The 23453-nt window shown below is 61.5% G+C and carries 23 protein-coding genes; 2 read left to right on the top strand and 21 right to left on the bottom strand.

Features of this window, described 5'->3' with window-relative positions; genetic code table 11:
- Nucleotides 1-32 precede the first annotated feature (32 nt).
- The gene (locus VGG22_04225; GenBank protein HEY1727570.1) at nt 33-677 is read left to right on the top strand and encodes a tyrosine-type recombinase/integrase; all 645 of its coding nucleotides are present in this window, start codon (nt 33-35) and stop codon (nt 675-677) included.
- On the opposite strand, the gene VGG22_04230 is transcribed toward VGG22_04225, so the two are convergent.
- From VGG22_04230 to gmk, 10 genes are read right to left on the bottom strand one after another with little or no spacing between them, the layout of a single operon-like run.
- Entirely contained in the window at nt 674-1624 is a 951-nt protein-coding gene (locus VGG22_04230) for a 2-dehydropantoate 2-reductase (GenBank protein ID HEY1727571.1), read from the bottom strand. The two genes, VGG22_04225 and VGG22_04230, sit on opposite strands and share 4 nt — an antisense overlap.
- Before the next feature lie 8 nt (nt 1625-1632).
- The gene (locus VGG22_04235) at nt 1633-2328 is read right to left on the bottom strand and encodes a rhomboid family intramembrane serine protease (protein ID HEY1727572.1); all 696 of its coding nucleotides are present in this window, start codon (nt 2326-2328) and stop codon (nt 1633-1635) included.
- Complete coding sequence (locus tag VGG22_04240; protein ID HEY1727573.1) at nt 2325-3926, bottom strand: MlaD family protein; 1602 nt, start codon at nt 3924-3926, stop codon at nt 2325-2327. Before VGG22_04240 ends, VGG22_04235 begins: the two co-directional genes overlap by 4 nt.
- Nucleotides 3923-4675, bottom strand: coding sequence for an ATP-binding cassette domain-containing protein (locus VGG22_04245; protein HEY1727574.1), 753 nt, complete (start codon nt 4673-4675; stop codon nt 3923-3925). The genes VGG22_04240 and VGG22_04245 overlap by 4 nt, the downstream gene beginning before the upstream one ends.
- 1 nt (nt 4676) lies before the next feature.
- The gene (locus VGG22_04250; protein HEY1727575.1) at nt 4677-5471 is read right to left on the bottom strand and encodes an ABC transporter permease; all 795 of its coding nucleotides are present in this window, start codon (nt 5469-5471) and stop codon (nt 4677-4679) included.
- A complete protein-coding gene (locus tag VGG22_04255) occupies nt 5472-5795 on the bottom strand; it encodes a hypothetical protein (GenBank protein HEY1727576.1) in 324 nt (107 codons plus the stop codon).
- Nucleotide 5796: 1 nt separating this feature from the next.
- Entirely contained in the window at nt 5797-6549 is a 753-nt protein-coding gene (gene rph, locus VGG22_04260) for a ribonuclease PH (GenBank protein ID HEY1727577.1), read from the bottom strand.
- Complete coding sequence (gene glmS / locus VGG22_04265) at nt 6546-8390, bottom strand: glutamine--fructose-6-phosphate transaminase (isomerizing) (protein HEY1727578.1); 1845 nt, start codon at nt 8388-8390, stop codon at nt 6546-6548. The genes rph and glmS overlap by 4 nt, the downstream gene beginning before the upstream one ends.
- 3 nt (nt 8391-8393) lie before the next feature.
- On the bottom strand, nt 8394-8615 hold the full coding sequence (rpoZ, locus tag VGG22_04270) for a DNA-directed RNA polymerase subunit omega (GenBank protein ID HEY1727579.1): 222 nt from the start codon (nt 8613-8615) through the stop codon (nt 8394-8396).
- Complete coding sequence (gene gmk / locus VGG22_04275; protein HEY1727580.1) at nt 8615-9232, bottom strand: guanylate kinase; 618 nt, start codon at nt 9230-9232, stop codon at nt 8615-8617. Before gmk ends, rpoZ begins: the two co-directional genes overlap by 1 nt.
- Before the next feature lie 41 nt (nt 9233-9273).
- Here gmk and VGG22_04280 point away from each other — a divergent pair, with 41 nt between their 5' ends.
- Nucleotides 9274-10887 (top strand): NFACT RNA binding domain-containing protein, encoded by a 1614-nt coding sequence (locus VGG22_04280; GenBank protein ID HEY1727581.1) that lies wholly within the window; start codon nt 9274-9276, stop codon nt 10885-10887.
- Here the strand turns inward: VGG22_04280 and VGG22_04285 are convergent.
- From VGG22_04285 to carB, 11 genes are read right to left on the bottom strand one after another with little or no spacing between them, the layout of a single operon-like run.
- Nucleotides 10853-11212 carry an Hpt domain-containing protein gene (locus VGG22_04285; GenBank protein HEY1727582.1) on the bottom strand — a complete coding sequence of 120 codons (360 nt, stop codon included), beginning with the start codon at nt 11210-11212 and terminating at the stop codon, nt 10853-10855. The two genes, VGG22_04280 and VGG22_04285, sit on opposite strands and share 35 nt — an antisense overlap.
- A complete protein-coding gene (gene queA, locus VGG22_04290; GenBank protein ID HEY1727583.1) occupies nt 11209-12276 on the bottom strand; it encodes a tRNA preQ1(34) S-adenosylmethionine ribosyltransferase-isomerase QueA in 1068 nt (355 codons plus the stop codon). Before queA ends, VGG22_04285 begins: the two co-directional genes overlap by 4 nt.
- Complete coding sequence (locus tag VGG22_04295) at nt 12273-12743, bottom strand: PilZ domain-containing protein (protein HEY1727584.1); 471 nt, start codon at nt 12741-12743, stop codon at nt 12273-12275. The genes queA and VGG22_04295 overlap by 4 nt, the downstream gene beginning before the upstream one ends.
- The gene (locus VGG22_04300; protein ID HEY1727585.1) at nt 12736-13821 is read right to left on the bottom strand and encodes a SpoIID/LytB domain-containing protein; all 1086 of its coding nucleotides are present in this window, start codon (nt 13819-13821) and stop codon (nt 12736-12738) included. The genes VGG22_04295 and VGG22_04300 overlap by 8 nt, the downstream gene beginning before the upstream one ends.
- The gene (gene ruvB / locus VGG22_04305) at nt 13818-14891 is read right to left on the bottom strand and encodes a Holliday junction branch migration DNA helicase RuvB (protein HEY1727586.1); all 1074 of its coding nucleotides are present in this window, start codon (nt 14889-14891) and stop codon (nt 13818-13820) included. Before ruvB ends, VGG22_04300 begins: the two co-directional genes overlap by 4 nt.
- Nucleotides 14888-15526, bottom strand: coding sequence for a Holliday junction branch migration protein RuvA (ruvA, locus tag VGG22_04310; GenBank protein ID HEY1727587.1), 639 nt, complete (start codon nt 15524-15526; stop codon nt 14888-14890). Before ruvA ends, ruvB begins: the two co-directional genes overlap by 4 nt.
- Entirely contained in the window at nt 15526-16038 is a 513-nt protein-coding gene (gene ruvC / locus VGG22_04315; protein ID HEY1727588.1) for a crossover junction endodeoxyribonuclease RuvC, read from the bottom strand. Before ruvC ends, ruvA begins: the two co-directional genes overlap by 1 nt.
- A complete protein-coding gene (gene pknB / locus VGG22_04320) occupies nt 16035-18119 on the bottom strand; it encodes a Stk1 family PASTA domain-containing Ser/Thr kinase (GenBank protein ID HEY1727589.1) in 2085 nt (694 codons plus the stop codon). Before pknB ends, ruvC begins: the two co-directional genes overlap by 4 nt.
- The gene (locus VGG22_04325) at nt 18119-19507 is read right to left on the bottom strand and encodes a penicillin-binding transpeptidase domain-containing protein (GenBank protein HEY1727590.1); all 1389 of its coding nucleotides are present in this window, start codon (nt 19505-19507) and stop codon (nt 18119-18121) included. The genes pknB and VGG22_04325 overlap by 1 nt, the downstream gene beginning before the upstream one ends.
- The gene (locus VGG22_04330) at nt 19504-20244 is read right to left on the bottom strand and encodes a hypothetical protein (protein ID HEY1727591.1); all 741 of its coding nucleotides are present in this window, start codon (nt 20242-20244) and stop codon (nt 19504-19506) included. Before VGG22_04330 ends, VGG22_04325 begins: the two co-directional genes overlap by 4 nt.
- Nucleotides 20245-23409 (bottom strand): carbamoyl-phosphate synthase large subunit, encoded by a 3165-nt coding sequence (gene carB, locus VGG22_04335; GenBank protein ID HEY1727592.1) that lies wholly within the window; start codon nt 23407-23409, stop codon nt 20245-20247.
- Nucleotides 23410-23453 lie beyond the last annotated feature (44 nt).

The raw sequence follows: 23453 nt of genomic DNA on the forward strand, positions 1-23453 counted from the left end.
GGCGCGCTGATAACCCCGCCAGCGATATACCGGTGCCCAAGCTCGGGCGCCGTGAGTTGACGGGAGTCTTGGACGTCGACGAGGTTCGCCGGGTGTTAACCATGGCGCCGCCGGCCGGCCTCGATGCCGCTCAAATTGCGCGCGATCGAGCGATTTTGGAATGCCTCTATTCGAGCGGGCTTCGACGCTCCGAACTCGTCGGATTGAACGAGGCGGACGTCAATTTGCAACGCCGCAGCATGCGCGTGCTTGGGAAAGGCAACAAAGTTCGTTACGTACCGTTGACGACGCATGCCGCGGAAGCCATGAGGCGATATGCGGATCTCCGTCCCCCGTCGCCGACCGGTGCTTTTTTTACAGGCCGAGCCAAGGCGCGTATAAGCGAATCACAAGTCTATAAAGTCGTGCGTACGTACATGCTTCTCGCCGGCATCTCCGACGAGAACGCGCATCCTCACATCCTGCGGCACTCCGTTGCAACACACATGCGGGAACGGGGCGCGGATGTTCTCTTTCTTCGAGAGTTCCTTGGCCACGCGAGCACTGCGACGACGGAAATCTACACGCACCTTTCGGCTGAGCTTATACGGAGCGAGTTTGAGGAAACCCACGCACGAAGTACGATGGACGAGTCTACAGCCGCCCCTTTTCGTCGCCGTCGAGAACGTCGCGCTTAAACGCTAGCTCGCGTTGATTCGACGGTCGCGGCACGTTCGCGCGCTTTGATCAATCGCAACAGCGACTCGTTGTAAGGCGTCGGGGTTTGCGAGCGTCTGCCGGCCGCAACGATCGAGCCGCTGATCTGGTCGATCTCGGTTCGCTTCCCTTCTGCAAGGTCGATCGCCATCGTGCTCCGCACGCCCGCAGTCGACTCGACGATCTCGCGAACGTACGTCCACGCATCGGCGAACGGCAACTTAATGCGCGCGGCTTGGGCAACAGTTGCTGCTTCGAGTGCGATCGCGCGCGCGAGCGACGAAGCGTCGGCATCTTCGAGAATCGTTCCCGAGGGACAATCGAGTAGCGCACTAAGCGGATTGATTGCTGCGTTTGCAATCAGCTTGCCCCACAAGTGCGAGCGAATGTCGTAAGCGACGCGCACGTCGAGACCCGCGGATGCAATCAGCGCGGCTGTTTGTTCGACGGTGCCGGATGATGCGCCGGCGCTTCCGATGACGGTACGTCCTTCCCCGATGCGTTCGGCGACGCCGTCGCCTTCTGTAATCGACATCTCCGTCGTCGCGCCGACGACGAGCGCTACGAAACTTCCAAGCGCAGCTTTGATCGCTTCCTCATTGCCAAGTCCGTTTTGCAGCGAGACGATCGTCGTCGCCGGATCGAGCCGGCCACCAAGCGGACGGAGCGCGCGCAGTGTGTCGTACGCTTTGACGAACACGAAGATCACGTCGGACTCCAGGACCGCGGACGGATCGGTCGCGGCGCGCACCCTTCGCGGTGTCCGGCCCTCGACGGTGACGCCGTCGCGTTCGAGCGTTGCGCAAAGCTCCGATCGGACATCCAGGTAGGTCACGTCGCCGGCAGCAGCCAGATGCCAACCAAAGAGCGCTCCCTGCGCTCCGGCGCCCAAAATCCCGATTCGTCTCTTCTTCTCTTGCCGTTCCATGCTCAGCCTTATCTTCGTCGTGCGCGTAGGGTCGCTCTTCGGAAGAGCGGCAAGAGGATTACGCCGGACGCAAAGCCGCCGATGTGCGCGAAATAGGCCGTGCCTCCGCCCTGCTCGCTCATCGCCCGATGGGTGATGGCGCCCCAACCGTGCGCGAACTGTACGGCAGCCCAGAGGCCGATGACGAGGATCGCGGGCAGGCGTAAAAAGAGTGGAAAGCAGCCGATCGGAATGACCGTCCCGACACGGCTGGTGGGATACATCACGATGTAGCCGCCCAAGATTCCCGCGATTGCGCCGGAGGCTCCAATCGCGGGAACGTGGCTGCCCGGATCGATTGCGACCTGCGCGATGTTGCCGACGATCCCACAGACCAAATAATAGACGAGATAGCCGAACGATCCGCACGTGTATTCCATCGCCGGCCCGAACACGACCAGAAACAGCATATTGAAAAATATGTGCAGGAAGCTGCCATGCAAGAACATCGCAGTGAACAGTGTCAGCGCGGGGATTGGTGGACTCGGCGCGGCGAGCACGACACCATGCGTGACGTCATATGGAATGAGCGCAAATGCGTCGATGAACGCGTCGGTGTTCGGCGCGTAGAATTCCTGAAGGAAGACCGCAACGTTTGCGATGACCAGAGCGTATGTTACAAACGGGAACGTCGGAGTTCGCGTTCCCGCTCTGAGTGGGATCACGGCCTGGCCGAGGATCCTCCGAGAAGACGATATTGCAAACCGTAGACCGTGCGGCGCTCCGAATGGAGTAAGTCACGTTCACCCGCAAAGAGGTCGATGTTCCCGGTCGCGTGCAAGCGTAAGTACGCATCGACGAACCCGTAGCGCGGATCGTACGCGAGACCTTCGAACCCGAAGACTTTGTTCGAGATGAGTCCCATCACGCCGAGTCGCGAGTACAGAATGCCGCCGCCAAGCAAGACGCCCGGCGCGACCTGTTGACGCAGAGCGAGGTTCCAAGTTTGGCTTCCGGAGAGATCGTTCACGCCCGCATAAACCTGCGACTCGGAGTGCGGGAGAACGACGACATTAAAGTCGCTCTGCGGTCCCTTATCGTTTGACAGTAACGCGTTGTTCGGCACGTCGGCGGCTTTGGGAGTCAGCTCGTCGAGCCGGATTTGCACTTCGATCAGGTTCTTCGCGAGGTCGCCGATGCGGTTGCGCAGCGCAGTCGTCATGTGAAACTCGCCGCTCTGCTGCTTAACGCCGCTCGGAGTCGGTGACGGAACGTACGGTGACGGACTCGGCGGCATGATCGGAGCGCTCGCTGGCGGGGACGTCGCGCCCGCATCGACGCCGTAAACGGAGCTCGTGCCGCCGAGAGCGCCCAGCAGCGAGGTGGCACGCTGCGTTGCAGCATCGATATGAGCCAGCGTGTCACGCAGCTGACCCTGCGTTTGCGGATTCTCGGTGGCGTTACGCAGATCGGACGTCAGCGTCGCAATATTCGCCGTTGCCATCTGAATATGGGAGACCGTATCCGTCAATTGCGCGCGCAACTGTGGGTTGGTCGCCATGCTCTTGAGTGAGTCGGTGGCGACTGCGAGCGAATCTGCCGTTCGATTCAACGACGTCAGCAGCGTATCGATCCGGCCGCCGTTCCGGCGAACCGTCGAATCGAGCTGACCGGTCAGATCGACGATGCTGGCGCTCGCCGTGTCGAGCGAACGTTGAAGCGTATCGGTCAAGGCCAGACCCTTGTGCGAGAGCTGTTGCATTGCTCCATTGGCGGTCTCAGCAAGCGCATTGGCGTTGGCGATCGCGGATTGGAGCTGATCCATGAGGTGGGGCTCGCGCCGGGTGAGGTCAGTCAACAGCGCGTCGAACTTGTTTAGCTCGCCGCGACCGGACTCAAGTAGCTCCTGGATCGATACGGGTTCCTTGCCGCGCGGCTGCTGATCGATCGGCAGAACGTAGCGCGGAAGCAGCGCGAGCTGTTCCTTCTTCTTCCGCGGCGGGACGATGGTGAGCGTCGAGGACCCCGTCAGCGGCGCCGAGATGATGAAATCCGAGTCGCGTGGGATGTCGACCCAGCTGGCGACCTGCAAGACGACGTCGACGGTGAAGTCGTCGAGCATCTGGATTTCCGAGACGGTACCGACCTGGACGCCGCTCTCGTAAACGATCGCGCCCTTTGTGAGGCCGGCGGCGCTTGCGAAATGAATTCCCGTCTGATACCCGTTGACGCGCGCAGAAAAATTCGCGAGGACGAAGTAAACCGCAAAGATTGCGACGAGGCCAAGGAGCGTAAACGCTCCGACGATAGCTTGTCTGCTCATATGGGAATCGGTCCGACCTCGCTTCCTTGCAAGAACTGTTGGACAATCGGGTTGATCGATGAGCGCATCTCGGCGAGGGTCCCGTATGCGATGATCGCGCCTTCGAAAAGCATCGCTACATAGTCCGCCATCATGAAGATACTCTGTAGGTCGTGCGAGACCACGACCGCGGTCCCGTTCATCTTCTTACGCAAGTGCATGATCGTATCGGTCAAGAGATGCGTGATGATCGGATCGGATCCGGTTGTCGGCTCGTCGTAGAGAACGACCTCGGGATTCGTGATGATCGCGCGCGCAAAACCGACGCGCTTGACCATGCCGCCCGAAAGCTCGGCGGGATACTTCTCTTCCGTGCCCGCGAGTCCGACCGTCTCGAGCGCTTCGGTGACGCGCGGTTTAATCTCGTCGTCCTGGAGGTGCATGTTCTCACGCAACGGCAGCGCGACGTTGTCATAGACGTTCAGGCTGTCGAAGAGCGCGGCAAATTGAAACGAGAACCCGATCGACCGGCGCAGGTTCACGAGCTCGCGTTCGGTCAGCTGAGTGAGATCTTGACCCTTCACGAACACGCGTCCATGGGTCGGCTTACGCAGTCCGTTGAGCAGACGCAGGATCGTCGATTTTCCGGCACCCGAGAGTCCGACGATGCACGTAATCGAACCCTCGACGATATCAAGCGTAAGATTCTGCAGCACGACGCGCTCGGCATACGCGAGCGTGACGTCGTCGAGGCGCGCGATGACGGCCATCTCAGCCGCCTCCGAAATTGCTGCCGAACAAAATGTACGACAGCAAAAAGTTCGTGATGAAGATCAAGATGATCGAGATGACTACCGAACCGGTCGTCGAGATGCCGACGCCGGCCGCACCGAGTCGCGTCCGCAAGCCTTGATACGACCCGATCAGAACGATGATGACGGCAAACACGAATGTCTTCAGCAAACCGAGCAGCATGTCCGAGATGGCTACACCTTGGCGAATCGACGTCAAAAATGTGTCGTAGTCTATATGCGCGACCTGATTTGCGAGCCAGGCTCCACCGAGAATCGAAACGATGTCGGCCATGATCGTGAGCACCGGTAGCATCAGGAGCATTGCGACGAGCCGCGGGACGACCAGCATGCGCACCGGTGAAAGCCCGAGCGCTTCGAGCGCCTCGATCTGCTCCGTGATCACCATCGAGCCGAGCTCGGCTGCGATCGCGGCGCCGGCGCGGCCCGCCACGACGACGGCCGAGAGCATCGGGCCAAGCTCGCGAAACGACCCAAATGCGACCGCCGAGCCGACCAAACTGCCAAAGCCGTAATGCACGGCTTGCACCGCCGACTCCAGCGAGATCACCATGCCGGTGAACAGCGAGGTCAACAGCACGATCGACCAGGATTGCACGCCGAGCAGATAGGCCTGATTGAAGGTCTCGGCGACGCGAATGCGCAGCCCGGCGATCAGTCTTGCGGATTCGCCTCCGAGCAGCGCGACGCCGCCGACATACTCGAGCAAATCGGTCGTTTCACGGCCGACGCTTTCGAGCGGATTTGCTGCCATTTAGTTGGCGAGTTCAGCGACTCCGGAAAGGACGCCTTGCGTCAGCTCGACGCGCCGTAATGCGACGCCGCGCTCTGCCTGCAGGTTGAATTGGACCTGATTGACCTGCGTGATCCGGCGATCGAGCTCGTCCAGCCGCTGACGCGCCTCGCGTACGAATCCCGAGAAATAGCGTTCGACAGCGCACCGGTACCGGCCGACCTCTTCTTCCGTCGGTTCACGTTCCGTCAAGATCGCTTCCATCGTTTTTTGCGCCGAGGTCATTGCGCGATCGCGGATGCGAAACTCGGCAACTTGCGCTACCAGCGCGCGGAGCCGGCCCACGTCAAGAGCCAGAGTCGGCTCTCCCTGCGTCGATCGCACGCGCCTGCGCGGTGAAGAGCTCTTGGATGCCGGCCGCTGCGAGGTCGAGCATCGCGTCGAGCTTGGAGCGCGAGAACGGATGCGCTTCGGCGGTGCCCTGCACTTCGACTAGTTCGCCGTGACTGGTCATGGCGACGTTCATATCGACTTCGGCGCGGCTGTCTTCCGTATAGGCGAGATCGAGCAATAAACGGTTTTCTACGATGCCGACCGACGTAGCCGCGATCTGTGCGCGCAGTGGCCACTTTGAACCGTCGAAACGTTTGTGCAACGCGAGCGCGATCGCGACGTACGCGCCTGTAATGGCCGCGGTGCGCGTTCCCCCGTCAGCTTGAATCACGTCGCAATCGACCCACAGCGTGCGTTCGCCGAGGGCGCTCATGTCGGTGACCGCGCGAAGCGCGCGGCCGATCAAACGTTGGATCTCATGCGTCCGTCCGCCGGGACGTCCTTTGACGCTCTCGCGGGCGGTGCGTTCCTGTGTCGCACGCGGCAGCATCGCGTATTCGGCGGTAATCCAGCCGGTTCCGCGGCCTTTCATCCATTGCGGGACGCGTTCCTCGAGCGTCGCTGCGCAAAGGACACGCGTGCGCCCGACTGTGATCAGCGCGCTGCCTTCGGCAAATTCGAGAAAGTTCGGCTCGATCAAAACGGGTCGAAGGTCGGTTGGAAGCCTTCCGTCCTCGCGCAATTCCGTGGCTGAGGCTTGTATCATTCTACCGTAACGGTCTTGGCGAGATTGCGGGGCTGATCGACGTCTTTGCCGTCGATATCCGCGATATGGTATGCCAGCAGCTGTAAGGGGACGACGTTGACGAGCGGTGAGAGCAGCTCGTCGACGCGCGGCACCCAAAAAACGTGATCCGCGAGAGAGGCTGCATCTTCGTCGCCGTGATTTGCGACGAGTACGATCGGCGCTTCACGCGCCTTGGCTTCGGCGACGTTCGAGAGCACTTTTTCGCGAACGCGGCCATCGGTTACGACGGCGACGACCGGGACGCGTTGATCGAGCAGCGCGATCGGTCCGTGTTTCATCTCGCCGGCGGCGTAGCCCTCAGCATGAATGTACGAGATTTCCTTTAGCTTGAGAGCACCTTCGATTGCCGTTGGAAAATTAACATACCGTCCGATAAACAGCACGCTGCGCGCCTTGCGAATTTTCCGCGCTACTTTGCGAATTTGATCCGACGTGTTGAGCACGACGTCGATTGCGGCCGGCAGGAGCTTTGTATTTTCGGCGATACGCCGCAAGTCTTCCAGCGGCGTCGTCCCGCGAACGCGCGCCAGATACAGCGCGAAGAGCACCATGGCGACGATTTGCGAGAGATAGGTCTTGGTGGCGGCGACGCCGATCTCCGGGCCGCCGCGCGTAAATAGCGTGCCATCCGCGATGCGGGTCAGATGCGAACCGACGACGTTACAGATGCCGAGGATCGGCGCGCCGGAGGCCTGCGCGATGCGGCATGCCTCGATCGTATCGGCCGTCTCGCCGGATTGCGACATTGCGATCGTAAGCGTGCGCGGGTCCATGGCGCGATCGCCGTACCGGAATTCGCTGGCGAGCTCCATTTCGACCGGCAGCTTGCATAGCGCACGCAGCAGATACATGCCGACCATGCCCGCGTGATACGCCGTGCCGCAGCCCGTGATCGAAATCTTCGTCATTGCGCGCAAAAGCGCCGCATCGATCTTCGTTTCAACGGCCAGCTGCACGTCGTTCGACTCGTCGATACGTCCGGTTAGTGTTTCCTTGACGACGCTCGGCTGCTCAAAAATCTCCTTGAGCATGAAATGCTTGAAGCCGCTTTTCTCCGCCGAGCTGGCGTCCCACGTGATCTGCTCGATCTCGCGTTCGATCGGATTTCCGTTAAAGTCCATGAGCCGCGCGCCGGTCTTGGTGACTTCGACCATCTCGCCTTCGCGCAGAATGATCACTTTACGCGTGTACTGCAGCATAGCCGGCGTGTCGGACGCGACGAATGTTTCGCCATCACCGAATCCCACGACGAGCGGGCTTGCGCCGTTGCGGGCAAAGAGCATACGGTCCGGCGCGTCTTGCGAAAGAACGCCGAGCGCATACGCGCCGCGCACACGTGCCAGCGTTTTGCGCAACGCGCCGAGCAGGTCGCCTTCTGCAGCAAGTTCAGCCTCGATCATGTGCGCGAGGACTTCAGTATCGGTTTCGCTGCGGAAGACGTGTCCGTTGCGCAACAGCTCATCGCGCAGCGGGGAATAATTCTCGATGATGCCGTTGTGAATGACGGCGATTTTGCCGCTGCAGTCGAGATGCGGGTGCGCATTGGCATCCGAAGGCCGGCCATGCGTTGCCCAGCGGGTATGGCCAAAGCCGATCGCGCCGTGCAATTGTTCGCCGTTATTCAGCCGCTCCGCGAGCCTCTGAAGCTTCCCTTCAGCCTTCGAGCCGCGCAGTTTGCCGTCCGATTCGATGACGGCAATGCCTGCGCTATCGTATCCACGATACTCCAGGCGCCGCAGCGATTCCAAAATGATTGGGACGCTGTCGCGGTCGCCGACGTACCCGACAATGCCACACATGGCTTATTTGATACCCTCACGCGTGCGTTTGTAGTGGATCTTCCCAGCGGCGACCTCACTCAAAGCTGTCGAGACCGGCTTGTTCGGATTTACCTTGTCGGTCAGGGCTGGCGCGGCGTTGTTCAGCTGCTTGGCACGCTTCGTCACGATGTTCACGAGCGTGAACTTCGAGTCGACGTGGTCCATAAGACCGTCCAAGTCTCCAAAAACCGGTTCTTCTGCCATTATGATTCTTCCAAAGTCCTTATCGCTTGATCTGTCCAGCGATAGATTCTGTTGCGCTCAGCGCGTAGGATCGCATCGAGGTCATCGACTGCGCGTTCGGGGTGGGCTTGTTCGTTGACGACGAGGTAGTCGAAGCGGCGTACGTACCGCACTTCCTCGTGAGCGATCTCCAGGCGAGCCGCGATTTCGGCCATCGTCTCGCTGCGGCGAGCTTCGAGTCTCGCGCGCAGGTGTGAGAATTTATCCGGGAGCAGGAAGATCAGGACCGCGTCGGGATACGCCGCTTTGACGGCCAGCGCACCGTTGACTTCGGGCTTCATGATCACGTCGTAACCCTGCTCGAGGGTCTGGTCGATGAACGAACGTGGGGTGCCGTAGGAGTGGTCGTTATAAATTCGCGTCTCGAGGAAGTCACTCGCGGCTTGCCGCTCTGTGAACTCCTCTGCGGTCAGGAAGAAATAATCTTGACCGTGTACCTCGCCCGCTCGCGCGGGACGCGTCGTGGCCGAGACCGAGTAGCGAATGCGGTCGTACCGCTTACGAAGCTCTGCAACGAGCGTATCTTTCCCGGCACCCGACGGCCCCGACACGACGAAGAGCAAGCCTGGACCGGCCAAAGATCCTCCGCGAAGAGCTTCAAACAAACGAAATCCTCGCAATGCTGACCGATCACCTCCTCATTCGTCGCGCCGCCCGCGAACTCGACCGCGCCTTGGCCGGGCGCCGGGTCCGTGACGTCGGCCTTACCGACCGGGCAAGCGTCGAGATCGTGTTCGGTGGGAAAGGCGCTGCCGCCGCCTTGCAGATCGAACCGTTCGCGACCCCGCCGCTGGTCTGGCTCGAAGAGGACGTACCGCTGTCGCTCGATCCCGAGCCGGCCTGGCTGCGTGCCGCTGGGGCGATAATCCGGGGCGGAACCCTCGCGTCGGTACGGGCCCGCGCCGGCGACCGGGTGCTGGCCCTGGAGTTCGGAGCTCGCTCGCGCTTCGGGGTCGAGTCGTCCTCGCGTTTGATTCTCGAGCTCGTCCCCCGTTTCGGCAACGTCGTCGCACTGCGGGGCGAGACGGTCGTTGCCGCTGCAAAGACGTTCTCCCCGGCTGAAAATCAGGAACGCAGCGTCGAGGTCGGCCGTTCGTACGAGCTTCCTCCGCTTCAGCAGGCACGCATCGACCGCGCCACCTTTGAAGCGCGGCTTTCCGATCCCGGCGCGTGGCTGGCGGCGCTGCGTGATTATTTGCCGGCGCTCCCGCGCTTGGTAGCGACATCGCTCGCCGCGCAAGCGCGTTCGCTCCGGTTCTCATCCTCCGACCTCGCTACATGGTTCGAGTCACAATCGGATGCAGCGGACTCAGCCGCCTCGAACGACGGACCGCTGCACGTCTATCGAAAAAACGGCGAGCTAGTGCAAGTCCACGTCCTTCCTCTTGCACAATTCGGCGATCTCGAGCACGCGACTGTCGCGCATCTTCTTCCCATTTTCACCGAAGCGGCAAATGCGGCGAACAGTGGCCGCGGCGCCGGCGAAGTCGAACGAACGCGCGAAGCCTTGCTGCGCACGGTCCGCCGTCGTGATGAGGCGATTCGCGCGCAACTCGATCAGATTGCGCAGCGCGAGCAAAATCTCGGCGAGCGAGACAAGCTTCGCGCCGAAGGCGAGCGGATCTACGCGCAGCTCCACGAGCTTCCCGAGGATGACCGTTCTTCCGCGAAGGATGAAGCGAGCGCGCTCTTCGCACGCTACAAGAAGGCCAACTCCGCGTTACCGCGCGTTGCTGCACGCCGGCAAAGTCTCGAACGCGAACGCGCTGAGCTCGAGACACTCAGCTGGGAAATCGAGCGCGCTGATCCGGACTCGCTCGATGAGATCGAATCCGATCTGGATCGCAAGGCGCGAAGCCGGCAGGCCGCCACGCGCCGCAAGATCGCCGCGATCGACCTTCCCTCGGGTGCGCGACTTTACGTCGGCCGCTCGCCGCGTGAAAACGCGGAGGTCACCTTCTCAATTGCGCGGCCGGACGATCTCTGGTTTCACGCGCGTAACGTTCCGGGCGCGCACGTTGTCCTAGCGACGAACGATCGCAGCACGCCGGCAGACGACGAGATCGCGATGGCGGCATCGATCGCCGCATATCATAGCCGTGCGCGCGCCAGCGCGAACGTCGACGTGGATTATACGCGCCGCAAATTCGTGCGCAAGCAAAAGAATGCCGCACACGGTATGGTGTGGTACACGGATTTCAAGACGATGCGGGTTTCGCCGCGCGAGAAGTGATGTAAGCTTCCGCCGTGGCTTCGAGCGACCCGATCTCGCGTTCGAGCTCGTCGACCACTTCAGACGTTTCGATGGTTCCCTCTTTTGCGGACAGCTCGATCCTTGCGGCGATCTTTTCAACATCGGCGCCGCCGAGGTGTCCCGCCGAACCTTTAGCCGCATGCGCGGCTGCATGCACCGCCGCAGCGTCACCGGCTCGTGCGGACGAGCGGATGCGTTCGCAGTTCTCGCGCACGCGGCCGATCACGGAGCGAATGAAGTCCGCGGTTCCCTCGACGTCGTCTTCGAAAGCTTCTTCGACCAATGCGGGGTTGAACGCGGTCATACGGCCCTTTCGAGAAACATCGCGTCGCCGAATGAAAACAAACGGTATTGTTGTTCGATCGCTTCGGCATACGCGCGCCGAATTGCTTCGTAACCCGCAAAAGCGCTCACGAGCACGAGCAATGTCGAGCGTGGCAGATGAAAGTTCGTCACCATCGCATCGACGACGCGAAACCGAAAGCCGGGCTTGATATACAGGTCCGTCGAAGCCGTACCGGCGATTACTTTTCCCGTTTGGAGAGCTGAGGCTTCGAGCGCGCGCATCACGGTCGTCCCCGCCACGATCACGCGGCGCCGTTCCTTGCGAGCGCGCCGGATCGCGGCTGCCGCACCGTCCGGAATGACATAGGGCTCGGCGTGCATCGGGTGGGCATCCAGCCGGTCTTCGAGGATTGGACGAAACGTGCCGAGTCCAACATCGAGCACGATGCGTGCGATCTCGACCCCGCGCGCATGTAGATTGGCAAACACCTCGTCGCTGAAGTGCAGCGACGCCGTCGGCGCCGCTACGCTTCCCGGGACGCGCGCAAATATCGTCTGATAGCGCTCCGCATGCGCACGCCCGGCCTCGCCGATGTAGGGTGGGAGAGGAACCTCTCCGTATCGTTCGAGCAGTTCACCGACCGAAACGGGTGAGTCGAAACGTACGATTCGAGCGCCGCCGCCGGAGTGCGATTCGATCGTCGCTGTCGCGTCCTCACCGATTGCAATCTGCCGGCCGGGATGGAGTTTTTGCCCGGGACGCACGAGCGCGAGCCAGCGCGTCGCATTGCGGTCGAAGCGCAAGTCGTCCGCCGGATGCAGCAGAAACAGCTCCGCGTTCCCGCCACCCGGTACGCGGCGTCCGCGCAAGCGCGCGCGAATCACGGCGGTTTCATTCAGCACCAGCAGATCGCCGGGACGCAGGAGCATCGGAAGCTCGCTAAACGTCCGATGCTCAATCTTGCCGTCCGCACATAGCGCGAGCAAACGCGCAGCGTCTCGGCGGTTTGCCGGCGCGCGCGCAATCAGTTCCGGCGGTACGTCGTACTCATAGGCCGCACTGCCGCCGAGGTCAAAATCTATAGATTAGCCGCCCGCGACGTTCCGGCTTCGTTTGAGTCTCCCTCGGAACGCCGGCTGCCCGGCGGCGGAACCGAGAGCTGTCCGGTTGCGGCGGCCGGCGATGAGGCGATAACGGCGCGTTCGCGTTCCATCATGAGGAAACGTTCGAGCTTCTGACGATCTTCTTCTGTCAGATCGATAAAGAGCACACCGCATTGATGCATGTTCGGGGCCGAAGGCCGAACCCAACGCACTTCGCCCTTGGTCGCGACATTGGGCTCTTGCTTCATCGTAAATAGGTATTTCGTTTTGGGCGGCAAGTACTGATCGCAGAGAATTCGCATGCCCGTCGACGAGACATCCGCCGCAACCGCTTTTAGCAACGTGAACGAAAGCTTGTCCTCGACGATCAAATCGATATAGCGCCGCAAGCGCACGGCTTTGCGGTCGGCTTCACTCAGCGTTGTTCCGGTTGGCGTCTCACTCATTGGTTACGAGGGTCCCGGGGAAATAGAAATTCACGATCTCTTTAGGAGTGCGGCCTTGCTGCGCCATCACCCGAGCGCCCCATTGACATAACCCCACGCCGTGACCCGATCCACTACCTTCGATTCTGAGACTCGTCGCGGCCTGCGTCGGATCGCCTAGAACGGTAAGGATATGCCAAAGACTGCTCCGGACGAGGGACGGACCCAAGACCCTGCGCGCTTCGGCGCTGCTGAGGACGACGGTCCCAAGTGACCCGGTGATGCGGATCCCCGGCCGGAGGTCCAAAGGCGGTGGCTCGAGTGCAATCGACTGGATCGCGCCGAGGGTGGCGGCCTTCGAACCCAGCGCCCCGAGCAGCGCTCCTACCGTCGTTGTCGCGGTCCAATTGTTATACGGCGAGGATCCCACACAATATGGATCGGCGACTCCGCGCAGGTAGGGGAGATCGGCGCCGCCCCAGAGCGCGGAAGCATCCGCAGTGTGTCCACCGCAAGACGCGGAGTAGAACACCGTCGCGAGGCCGCCCGCGTATGTCACCAACTGGCCTTCGGTTGCATCGACGGCAGCGTTCGTTTGCGGCGACTCGGCGTCGAGGCCACCCCAAACTTGATCCGATGTGCTCGCTACGAGGTCGTAGCTGCGACCGGTTACGCGATGCGAGAGCGCGTAGGTTCGCGCCACGATCGCCTGCGCCGCAAGCGCTGCATCGGGCCACCCACGTCCGATCTCGAGCGGTACGACACCGTACAAATAAGCGTCGATCGGCAACGTTGCAATCAACGCGGGCCGGTGATCCAAACCTAGAATGACGCTCGGTCCGCCACGATACGCTTTTCCGGCGTAAGAAAATGTTGCGGCCGATGGATCGGCGATCACGCGCGCCGGATCGGCGTTGGCGGCGAGCAGAATGCGGACCGATGGATTGAGTGTCGCCGGCATATTCGGCGCCGGCGGTGGTGTGCCCAAATCGGGATCGAGTCCACCTGTTGCAAGCGCCGAGCGACGCGATCCGATTGCGAACGCGAATGCAGCCGACAGACCCGCAAAGGTTCGGCGTATGAACGTGCGCCGGGTCACAAAAGCCGAGGCTGCGCGGATTGTGGAGCTATACGAAGGTGCGCGAACGCCGCGGGCGTCAGACGCCGGCCGTTTGCGGTGCGCTGTACGAAGCCGATCTTCAGCAGATACGGCTCGACGACGTCTTCAAGCGTTTCGACGTCTTCCGTCAACGTGGCAGCGATTGCGTTGATGCCGACCGGGCCACCACCGTAATGCTCCGCGATCGTCCGCAAGAACGCACGATCGAGCTTGTCGAGTCCCAGGTGGTCGACGCCTTCGCGCGTCAAAGCTTCGTCCGCAACCACGGCGGTGATGCGGCCCTCGGCGCGTACTTCGGCGAAATCGCGAACCCGGCGCAGCAACCGATTGGCGATGCGCGGGGTTCCCCGGCTGCGCGTGGAGATCATCGTGGCGCCGGCTTCGTCCATCGGCACGCCCAGACGCTCAGCACTTTGCGTGACGATCCGCTCGAGCTCACCTTGTTCGTAAAAATCGAGATGATGGACGATTCCGAAACGCTCGCGCAACGGCGCCGAGAGCGCACCCTGGCGCGTCGTCGCGCCGATTAAGGTGAAACGCTTGAGCGGAAGCCGAAGCGTCTTCGCGTACGCACCGCGATCGACGACGAAGTCGATCTGGAATTCCTCCATTGCCGGATAAAGAAACTCTTCGACGACCGATCCAAGGCGATGAATCTCGTCGATGAACAGTACGTCGCCTTCCTCGAGCGACGTAAGGATGCCGACGAGGTCCTTTGGTTTCTCGAGCGTCGGTCCGGACGTGGGGCGCAACGAGCGGTGCAAATCATGTGCGATGAGCGCTGCGAGCGTCGTCTTTCCCAGCCCGGGCGGTCCGTAGAGCAAGACGTGATCGAGGACTTCACCCCGCTTGTTCGCGGCGTCGATCGCAATCTTGAGGTTTTCGACGACCGTCGATTGTCCGATGTATTCATCGAACGAGCGCGGCCGCAGCGACGCGCCGTAAACTTCGTCTTCGAGCGCGGCTTTCGGGTCGACGGCTCGCCGCTCGTCGTCAGGTATTTCTGCGGCGTCGTCCGGTCCCAGCAGGCGCTTTCGAGCTTCGCTCACCGCTTTTCATCGTTCGCGTGCGTCCGATAGATTTCCCCGAGCAAGCGTTCGGCATCGCCAATATCCGGTTGGCGTTGCATCGATTCGCGTATAAGGGCTTCGGCGTCGTTCCGCTTGTACTCGAGCTGTAAGAGCACGGCCAATGCTTCTTCTGCAAACTCCGGCATCGCGGCTTTCGGAGGCGGCGCAGCCGCTTCGTCTGCAGGTCGAATCAGCAAGAATCGCGCGACCTTGCCTTGCAATTTCGCTACGATGTCACGCGCCTTCTGCTGGCCGATTCCCGGTAACGTACGCAAGAGCGCATGATCGCCCTCGTCGATCGCTCGCGCGATGCGTGCCATTGGAAGCGCAAAGGCGCGCGCCGCAGATTTCGGTCCGATGCTCGCGACGGAAAGTAATGCCTCGAAGAACTCTCGTTCGATGGCGTTCGTAAACCCGAAGTATGTAAAACGGCCGGCATTGCCGTCCATCTGCAAGTGCGAGTAGACTTCGAGCGTCACGGGAACTCCGCTCGAAGACGGTACCTTGTTCGAGACGCACGGTGGCAAAACGATGTCGTAGCCGAGTCCGCCGGTTTCGAGGACGACGCGATCTCCTTGCCGCTCGACGACCGTTCCGGTAATCTTCGAGAACATCAGCGAACGCGCGCCCCGTTACGCAACGCGTAGGCGATGGCAAGCGCAAGCGCATCGGAAACGTCATCGGGTTGCGGGGACCGCTGCAAACCGAGCAGCTGAACGACCATCTTCTTCACTTGTTCTTTGCGAGCGCTGCCGTTTCCGACCAGTGCCCGTTTTACGAGCGCGTGCGCGAGCGTATGAACTGCGACCCCATTTTCGCCGCCGGCCAGACATAGCACGCCGCGCGCGTGTCCCATCAAGACGGCCGTCGACGGATTCTTGTACGCGGTCCACAGCTCTTCGACGATCATGCAATCCGGACGCAGCGTCCGGACGATCTCGACCATCGCCGCGTGGAGCTCCGTGAGCCGTTCTTCGAGCGTTGCGCGCGGATTCGGGGAGATGACGCCGGCTTCGATGAGCTTCGCGCGCCCTGAGGTGACGTCGATGATTCCGTAGCCCGTCGTCCGCAAGCCGGGATCGACGCCGAGAACGCGATGCTCGCTACCGTTTCTGCTTACGGTCACCGTGGGGGGGCCGCGCCGTTCACGTACAGGCTCACGCTCTCACCGACGTCGAGTTGCGTGTTTGCCGGTGGTTCGGAGCGTGCGACCGTACCCGGTGGACCTTCTTGAACGTAACTGATGTTGCCCGGTTTGTAACCAAAGCGCGACAAGGCGGCTTGCGCAGCGTCGAGCGTCATGCCGCTGACGTTCGGCACGGTTCCGGGCACGGCAACCATGATGTTGACGGGCGAGCCTTTTGGCGCTGTTTGACTCGGTGCGGGATCTTGCTGTTGTACGGTTCCGTCGCCACCGGCCTGGATGCTATACGTAATTTTCGCGGTGAAACCGGCGGAGCTCAGCGCCGAAGTTGCATCGGAGATCGTTTGTCCGCCGACATTCGGAACATTTATGAGTGACGGTCCCGTGCTGACCGTGAGGGTCACGGTTGAACCTGCGTTCACTTCGGAGCCGGCTGCGGGATCCTGCGAGGCAACTTGATCGGTCGGAACGCCGTCGAGCGCGACGCGCTGAACGTTCGCGGCCAACTTCTGCCGCGAGATAAAAGTTTGGGCGTCGTTGAGCGAGCGTCCGACAAAGCTCGGCAACGTTATCGGCGCCGGGCCTTTGGAAACGTTGAGCACGACCGTGCTGCCCGGTTTGACCATATCGCCGGCTTTCGGCGTCGTTCGGAAGACGGTACCCTTCGGTTTGTCGGCGGAATATGACTCGACGATTTTCGATTTGAAGCCTTCGCGGTCAAGTGTTTTTTGGGCGTCGGCGAGCGTGAAGTCGTTGACGCTCACCAGCGCTTTCGGGGCGACGCCCGTCGAAACGTATAGGGTGACATCGCTGCCGTTCTGCAAGCGCGTCCCGGGTGATGGATCTTCGCGAACGATTTGATCCTGCGGAACCGTGTCGCTCGGCACGCCTTCCAACTTGACGCGCAAGCCGTGACTTTCCAAGTCACGTTGCGCATCGATTGCGTTGTGACCGATTTCATCGGCGAGACTGATCCCCGAGAGCATCGGAATTCCACCGCCGAAGATCGCGTAGCCGCCGGCAATCGCCAAGATGAGTGCGACGGCGAGCGCGATATTTCTGCCAAGATTCGATCGCTGGGGTGCCGTATCGTAGGAAACTTCCGCGCCATCACCGTTTTCAGACCCACGACGCGGCGTCGCTTGCGAACGTCGCGGCGGTGGCCGCATCGGAACGGGTTGATCCGGGTCCGAAGGTGTCGAGGGGGTAGTTGATGCCGGTGCTGCCGCCGCAACCATGGGCCGTTCACGCGCTTCGCGCAGCGCCGTCGCGACCTCGCTTGCGGACTGAAAACGATCGGCCGGATTCTTTTGCAGCAAGCGGTCGACGATCGAAGCGATCGCCGGACTCACCTCAACGCCCGCGGATACAATGCGCGGCGGCGCTTCGCTCACGTGCTTGAGCGCGACTGCGACCGGCGACTCGCCGGTGTACGGAAGCTTTCCGGTAAGCATTTGGTAGAGCACGACGCCGACGCTGTACAGATCCGAAGTCTCGCGAAGGTCGTGCCCCTGTGCTTGCTCCGGCGAAATATAATAAACGCTCCCCATCACCATGCCGGGTTGCGTTACGGCCAGCGTTTGTTGCGTGAGCGCGCGTGCGATGCCGAAATCCGAAAGCTTGACGACGTCATCGTGGGTAATCAAGATGTTTGCGGGCTTGATGTCACGGTGGAGCAAGCCTTGCCGGTGCGCGTACGCGAGACCGTTCGACATCTGCGCGGCGTAGTCGATCGCGACAGGCTCGGGAATTCGGCCGTCGCTGCGGATCATCTCGGCGAGCGTGGTGCCGTCGACGAGCTCCATCACAATGTAGTAGGTGTTGTCCTCGCGCCCCACGTCATAGGTGTTCACGATGTTAGGGTGCGAGAGCCGCGCAGCGGATTGCGCCTCGTTGTAAAAGCGGCGCACGAAGTCTTCATCTGCTGCGTACTGTTCGCGCAAGACTTTGATTCCGACGTGACGCCGCAAGAGCACATCGGTCCCAGCGTAGACAACGGCCATACCACCGTCACCAAGGCGCCGGTCGAGCCGATATCTGCCGTTAAAGATCTTCTCTTGCATCAATGTCCGCGAGCTAGAGCCACGCGCATGACGTCACGTGCGATCGGTGCGGAAATGTCTCCGCCGTAGCCCGCGTTTTCCACCACGATCGCAACCGCGACGCGTGGCGCTCGCGCGGGAGCGAAAGCAACGAACCACGCATGCGCTCTACCGGCAGGATTCGTCGCAGTCCCGGTCTTTCCGGCGACCGCGATCCCCGGCAGCGCCGCGGCGGTTCCCGTCCCGTGCGTGACGACTCCCAGCATGAGATCGCGCACCTCGGCTGCGACGTCTGCGGAGATCGGCTCGTCGAGATGTTCTTGCGGCGTAACTACCCGGTGCTCGCTCGTATCGATTTCCCGCACCAAAATCGGACGAGGCATCGCCCCGCCGCCGGCAATCGTGGCACCGATCAGCGCCATTTGCAGCGGCGTGACGAGCAGATTGGCCTGCCCGAAACCGAGCTGCGCAAGAACGCCCGGCGTCATTTCGTCGCGCGAGGGCAGGTGTGCGCTCTCCGAGGGCACGTCAAACGGAATCGGTGAGCCGATCTTCCATTGCGCAACGGCGTCGTACCAGCGATCGACGCCGATTTTGAGTGCGATCTGTGCAAAGTCGACGTTCGACGAGAGCGCAAATGCGCCGCCCAAATCTTGATTGCCCGTCGCCTCGCCTTCGTTGTCGTGCACGGTGTAGTTGCCGATAGGGTAATACCCGCTATCGTGAAACCGGCTTTGCGGCGTCACTACGCCGAGTGCAAGTGCCGTCGCGGCGGTAAAAATCTTGAACGTCGAGCCGGGCGGATACAGCCCGGACGTCGAGCGGTCAAGCAACGCGCTCTCGGGATCGCTCGAAAGATGCGCGAACTCCGAGTCGACGCGGTTCGGGTCGAAGCTTGGCACGCTCGCGAGCGCGAGGACGTCGCCGGTCACCGGATCCAGCACGATTCCTGCGGCGCGCGGATAGCGCGAAAGATCGGCGTACAGAACACGCTGGGTCGGAAGGTCGATCGTCGTGACGACGCGCGCACCTTGCACTTCGGAGTGGGGATCAAAGATATTGCGCAACTGAATGAGCGGATTGCTCTGGGGTGCCGGCGCCGCCAAGAACGAATCGAACGATGCTTCGAGTCCGGATTCACCGTAGCGTTGCGAAGCGTACCCGACCGCTTGCGCCAAGAGCGGTCCTTCCGGGTACATCCGCTTGCCGGCGACCGATTTCGCGAGCACCGATCCGTCGCTCGCAACGATCGTTCCGCGGTGCTCGGCCGGATTCGAACGCAGCGGATTGAACCGATTCGCCCAAAGTTGCGGCCCGTCGATCACCTGTACGTAGATTTGCGCAGCTGTCAGGACGAGAAACAACAGGACGAACAGGGCTCCGAGCCGAGCGATCGCGCGCGAGCTCATGCTGGGCTCGGTGGCCGTTCCCGCAGCAGCATCAATCCGGCTTCGACGCGTGCAGCGATATATGGCCGGCCGCCTTCCGCGCGCATGAGCTCGTCGATGACGCGGCGTCCAACCGATTCGTCGACTCCCGCAAGCGAGAGAACGAGATCGACGTTCTGGTCGTCGAGCAGATGAGGAACGACGTATCGCGGATTTGGAATCGTCTCCCACAAGCGTTCTTCATAGGGCTCTTCGCGCCACGGCCCACGCCGCCCGAAAACGAGCGCGTGATAGTCCCACGCACACAGTTGCCGTTCGTTCCACGCGAAATGATCGCGAACGCACGTGCGGCGGCAGACCTGGCAGCTCACGAGAATCTCCGCCGGGACGGTCAGCGCATCCAAGACATCCTCGGGCATCTCTTCCGGGTTGAGGAGCAACGTTTCATCGAGTTTCTCCGGAGCTTCGGCCGACCAGCCGATTCGCGTCAGCAGCTCGACGTCGCGAAGCGAGGTCACGAATGCATGTTCATCATCCGGCGCAAACGTCTCGTCCGTCCAGCCGCCGATATTATCCGAGGCGATCCCAACTTTCTGCCATGCTTCACCTTGGACGACACCGATCGGCGTCCACGCAAGCGGAACGAGCCAAATCGTCAGCTGGTGTTTTTCGGGGACAAAGCTCGACGTGAACGCCAGCGTGCTCGCGTTACCGCCGAGCACGAATGCGCGTGGCGCCTGCGTGCTTGCGGGCTGCATCTATGATGCCTTCTGCGATCCTGCGACGAGCTCGTGATACTCTTGTAGTGAACGTGGGGGACCGGCGGGGTGTTCGAGCGCGTGCGCGAGCGCAGCCGCGGTATCGATGCTGGTGAGACAAGCGATGTTCGTTTCCGCCGCGATACGTCGTAAGCGATAGCCTTCGGTCGCCTCTCGCGTCCCAGTGACCGTGTTGATGACGAGATCGACACCGCGCCGCCCAACCAGGTCGAGGACGTCATCCGCGCGTTCGGTGATGATGCCTTCTGCTGCGAGGCGTTCGGCCGTCGTCGGCGGTGCAATTAGAGTGTAGCCGAGATCGACGTACCTGCGCAGCGCTTGCGCTTCGCGCGGATCGTTCGAGTGTTCCGCCAGCGCAACGAGTACACGGCCACCTTTGCGCGGCATCCGGATCCCAGCGCCTTCGAACGCTTTGCGAAGTGCGCCCGGAAACGTTTCATCGATGCCGAGGACTTCGCCGGTTGATTTCATTTCCGGTCCGAGGATCGTTTCGACCCCGCGCATCTTCGCGAACGAAAATACCGGAACTTTGACGACGACAAACGGTACGTGCGGCCGCAAGCCGAGACCGTAGGGCATTTTGGTAAGGCTCTCGCCCAGCGCGATTCTCGTTGCCGCCGCAACGAGATTGATGCCGGTCGCTTTCGAGATTACCGGTACCGTGCGGCTCGCGCGCGGATTCGCTTCGAGAATCAGCAGCTCGTTTTCGTGATACACAAACTGGATGTTAAGCAAGCCGCGGATCCCAAGCTCTTTTGCGATCGAGAACGTCACGTCCGCAATCTGCTGCTCGATCTTCGAGTCGATCGTCTGCGGCGGATAGACGCTGATCGAGTCGCCGGAGTGAATCCCGGCGCGCTCGATGTGCTCGAAGATCCCGGGAATCAAAATGTTATCGCCGTCGAATGCAGCATCGACTTCGAGCTCGAGACCGGGCAAATATTTGTCGACCAGCAATGGTGAGTCGGGCGTCGGCGGTTGGGCGCTCTCGACGTACGATGCCAGCTGGCCTTCGTTGTAGACGATCTCCATGCCGCGACCCCCGAGTACATATGACGGACGAACCAGGACGGGGAATCCCAGCTCGCGTGCGATGACGCGTGCTTCACGGAACGTTTTCGCCGCACGGCCTTTGGGGCGCGCGACCCCAAGGCGCGTCAGCGCTTGATCGAATTTCTCGCGATCTTCGGCCATGTCGAGCGAACGCCGGTCGCTTCCGACGATCGGGACACCGCGTGCATGCAACTCTTGCGCAAGATTGATCGCAGTTTGCCCGCCGAAGGCGAGCATGACGCCGCGCGCGCCGCTGGCTTTACACGCGGCCTCGACTTCGTCGGCGCCCGGCGGCTCGAAGACGAGCACGTCCGAGATATCGAAGTCCGTCGAAACTGTTTCCGGGTTGTTGTTGACCACGACCGGCGAGCAGCCGGCATCGCGCAGCGCCCAGGCTGCGTGAACGGACGAATAGTCAAACTCGATTCCCTGGCCGATCCGAATCGGACCGCTCCCGACGACGACGACGGCTTCTTTCGGCGGTTTACGCATCTCGTCGCGCTCGCCGATTGAAAGATAGTAATACGGCGACTTTGCGGGAAACTCGGCAGCTGCGGTGTCGACCATACGAAACGCGCGTCCGTCACGCTTCGCGTGAGCGTCGTTACCGACGAGCTGCGTGATGCCGAGTGTCGAATAACCCGCGACGCGGGCACGTTCGATTGCGTCGTCGCTGGGCGTGCGGCGCAGCTCTTCTTCCAGCGAGACGAGCTCGCGCATCTCCCAGAGCCAGAACGGATCGACGGTCGAAATCTTGGCGATGTGTTCGACCGCGACGTCGCGGCGCATCAGCTCTGAGATTGCCCCGAGGCGCTCGTGTGTCGGCTGGACCAGGACTTCTTCCAGTTCGTCTTGCGTCCAATCCGCGAAGTGCGCGCCGGTCAGGGTCTCGACCTTGAGGTCGAGTCCACGTAATGCTTTGAGCAATGCCGCTGCGAAGGTGCGTCCGATTCCCATCGCCTCGCCGGTTGATTTCATCTGGGTCCCGAGCCGCGTGTCTGCTAGCGGAAACTTATCGAAGGGCCAACGCGGAATCTTCACGACGCAGTAATCGAGGGTCGGCTCGTACGCGGCTTTCGTCAGACCCGTTACGGGATTCGGGATCTCGTCGAGCGTTTGGCCGAGCGCAATGCGCGTCGAGATTTTCGCAATCGGATAGCCCGTGGCTTTTGACGCCAGCGCCGACGAGCGCGAGACACGCGGGTTTACCTCGATGATCTGGTACTCGGAGCGCAGCGGATGCAAGGCAAATTGTATATTGCAGCCGCCTTGAACGCGTAGCGCGCGAATGACGTTGATGCTCGCCGAGCGCAGCATCTGGTATTCATGATCGGAAAGCGTCTGCGAAGGCGCGACAACTATCGAATCGCCGGTATGAACACCGACCGGATCGATGTTTTCCATGTTGCACACGACGATGCAATTGTCGGCCTTATCGCGCAGGATCTCGTATTCGATCTCTTTCCATCCGAGCAACGATGTCTCGACCAGTGCCTGATGAATCAAACTCGCCGCGAGACCGGATTCGAGCGTGGCTCGCAGCTCGGCCTCATCGCGAACCAGACCACCGCCGGTTCCGCCCAGCGTGTACGCAGGGCGCACGACGAGTGGGTAGCCGTACTCGGCGGCAAATGCGATTCCAGTCTCGACATCGGTGACGATGACGCTCGAGGGAACCGGCTCACCGATTGAAAGCATCGTGCTCTTGAACCGCTGACGGTCTTCGGCTAGGCGAATCGTCTCGATCGGAGTTCCGAGCACTTCGACGTTATTTTGCTCGAGGACTCCGGCTTCGCTGAGCTCGACGGCGAGGTTGAGTCCGGTCTGTCCACCGAGCGTCGGCAGAAGCGCATCCGGCTTTTCCCGCTCGATGATGGCCGCAATCGACGCGACGCTGAGGGGCTCGAGATAAACCGCGTCCGCGATTTCCGGATCGGTCATGATCGTCGCCGGATTCGAGTTGACGAGGACGACCCGATGGCCTTCCTCGTGCAACGCTCGGCACGCTTGGACACCGGCGTAGTCGAATTCAGCTGCCTGACCGATGATAATTGGACCGGAGCCGATTACGAGGACGTTCCGCCGGGGCATTCGCTGGGAGGTTTCGCGCAAGGCCCACGCTTCCTCGAAGGGGT

It is taken from the genome of Candidatus Baltobacteraceae bacterium, from assembly GCA_036489885.1.
In the GTDB taxonomy this organism is placed as follows: Bacteria; Vulcanimicrobiota; Vulcanimicrobiia; order Vulcanimicrobiales; family Vulcanimicrobiaceae; genus JAFAMS01.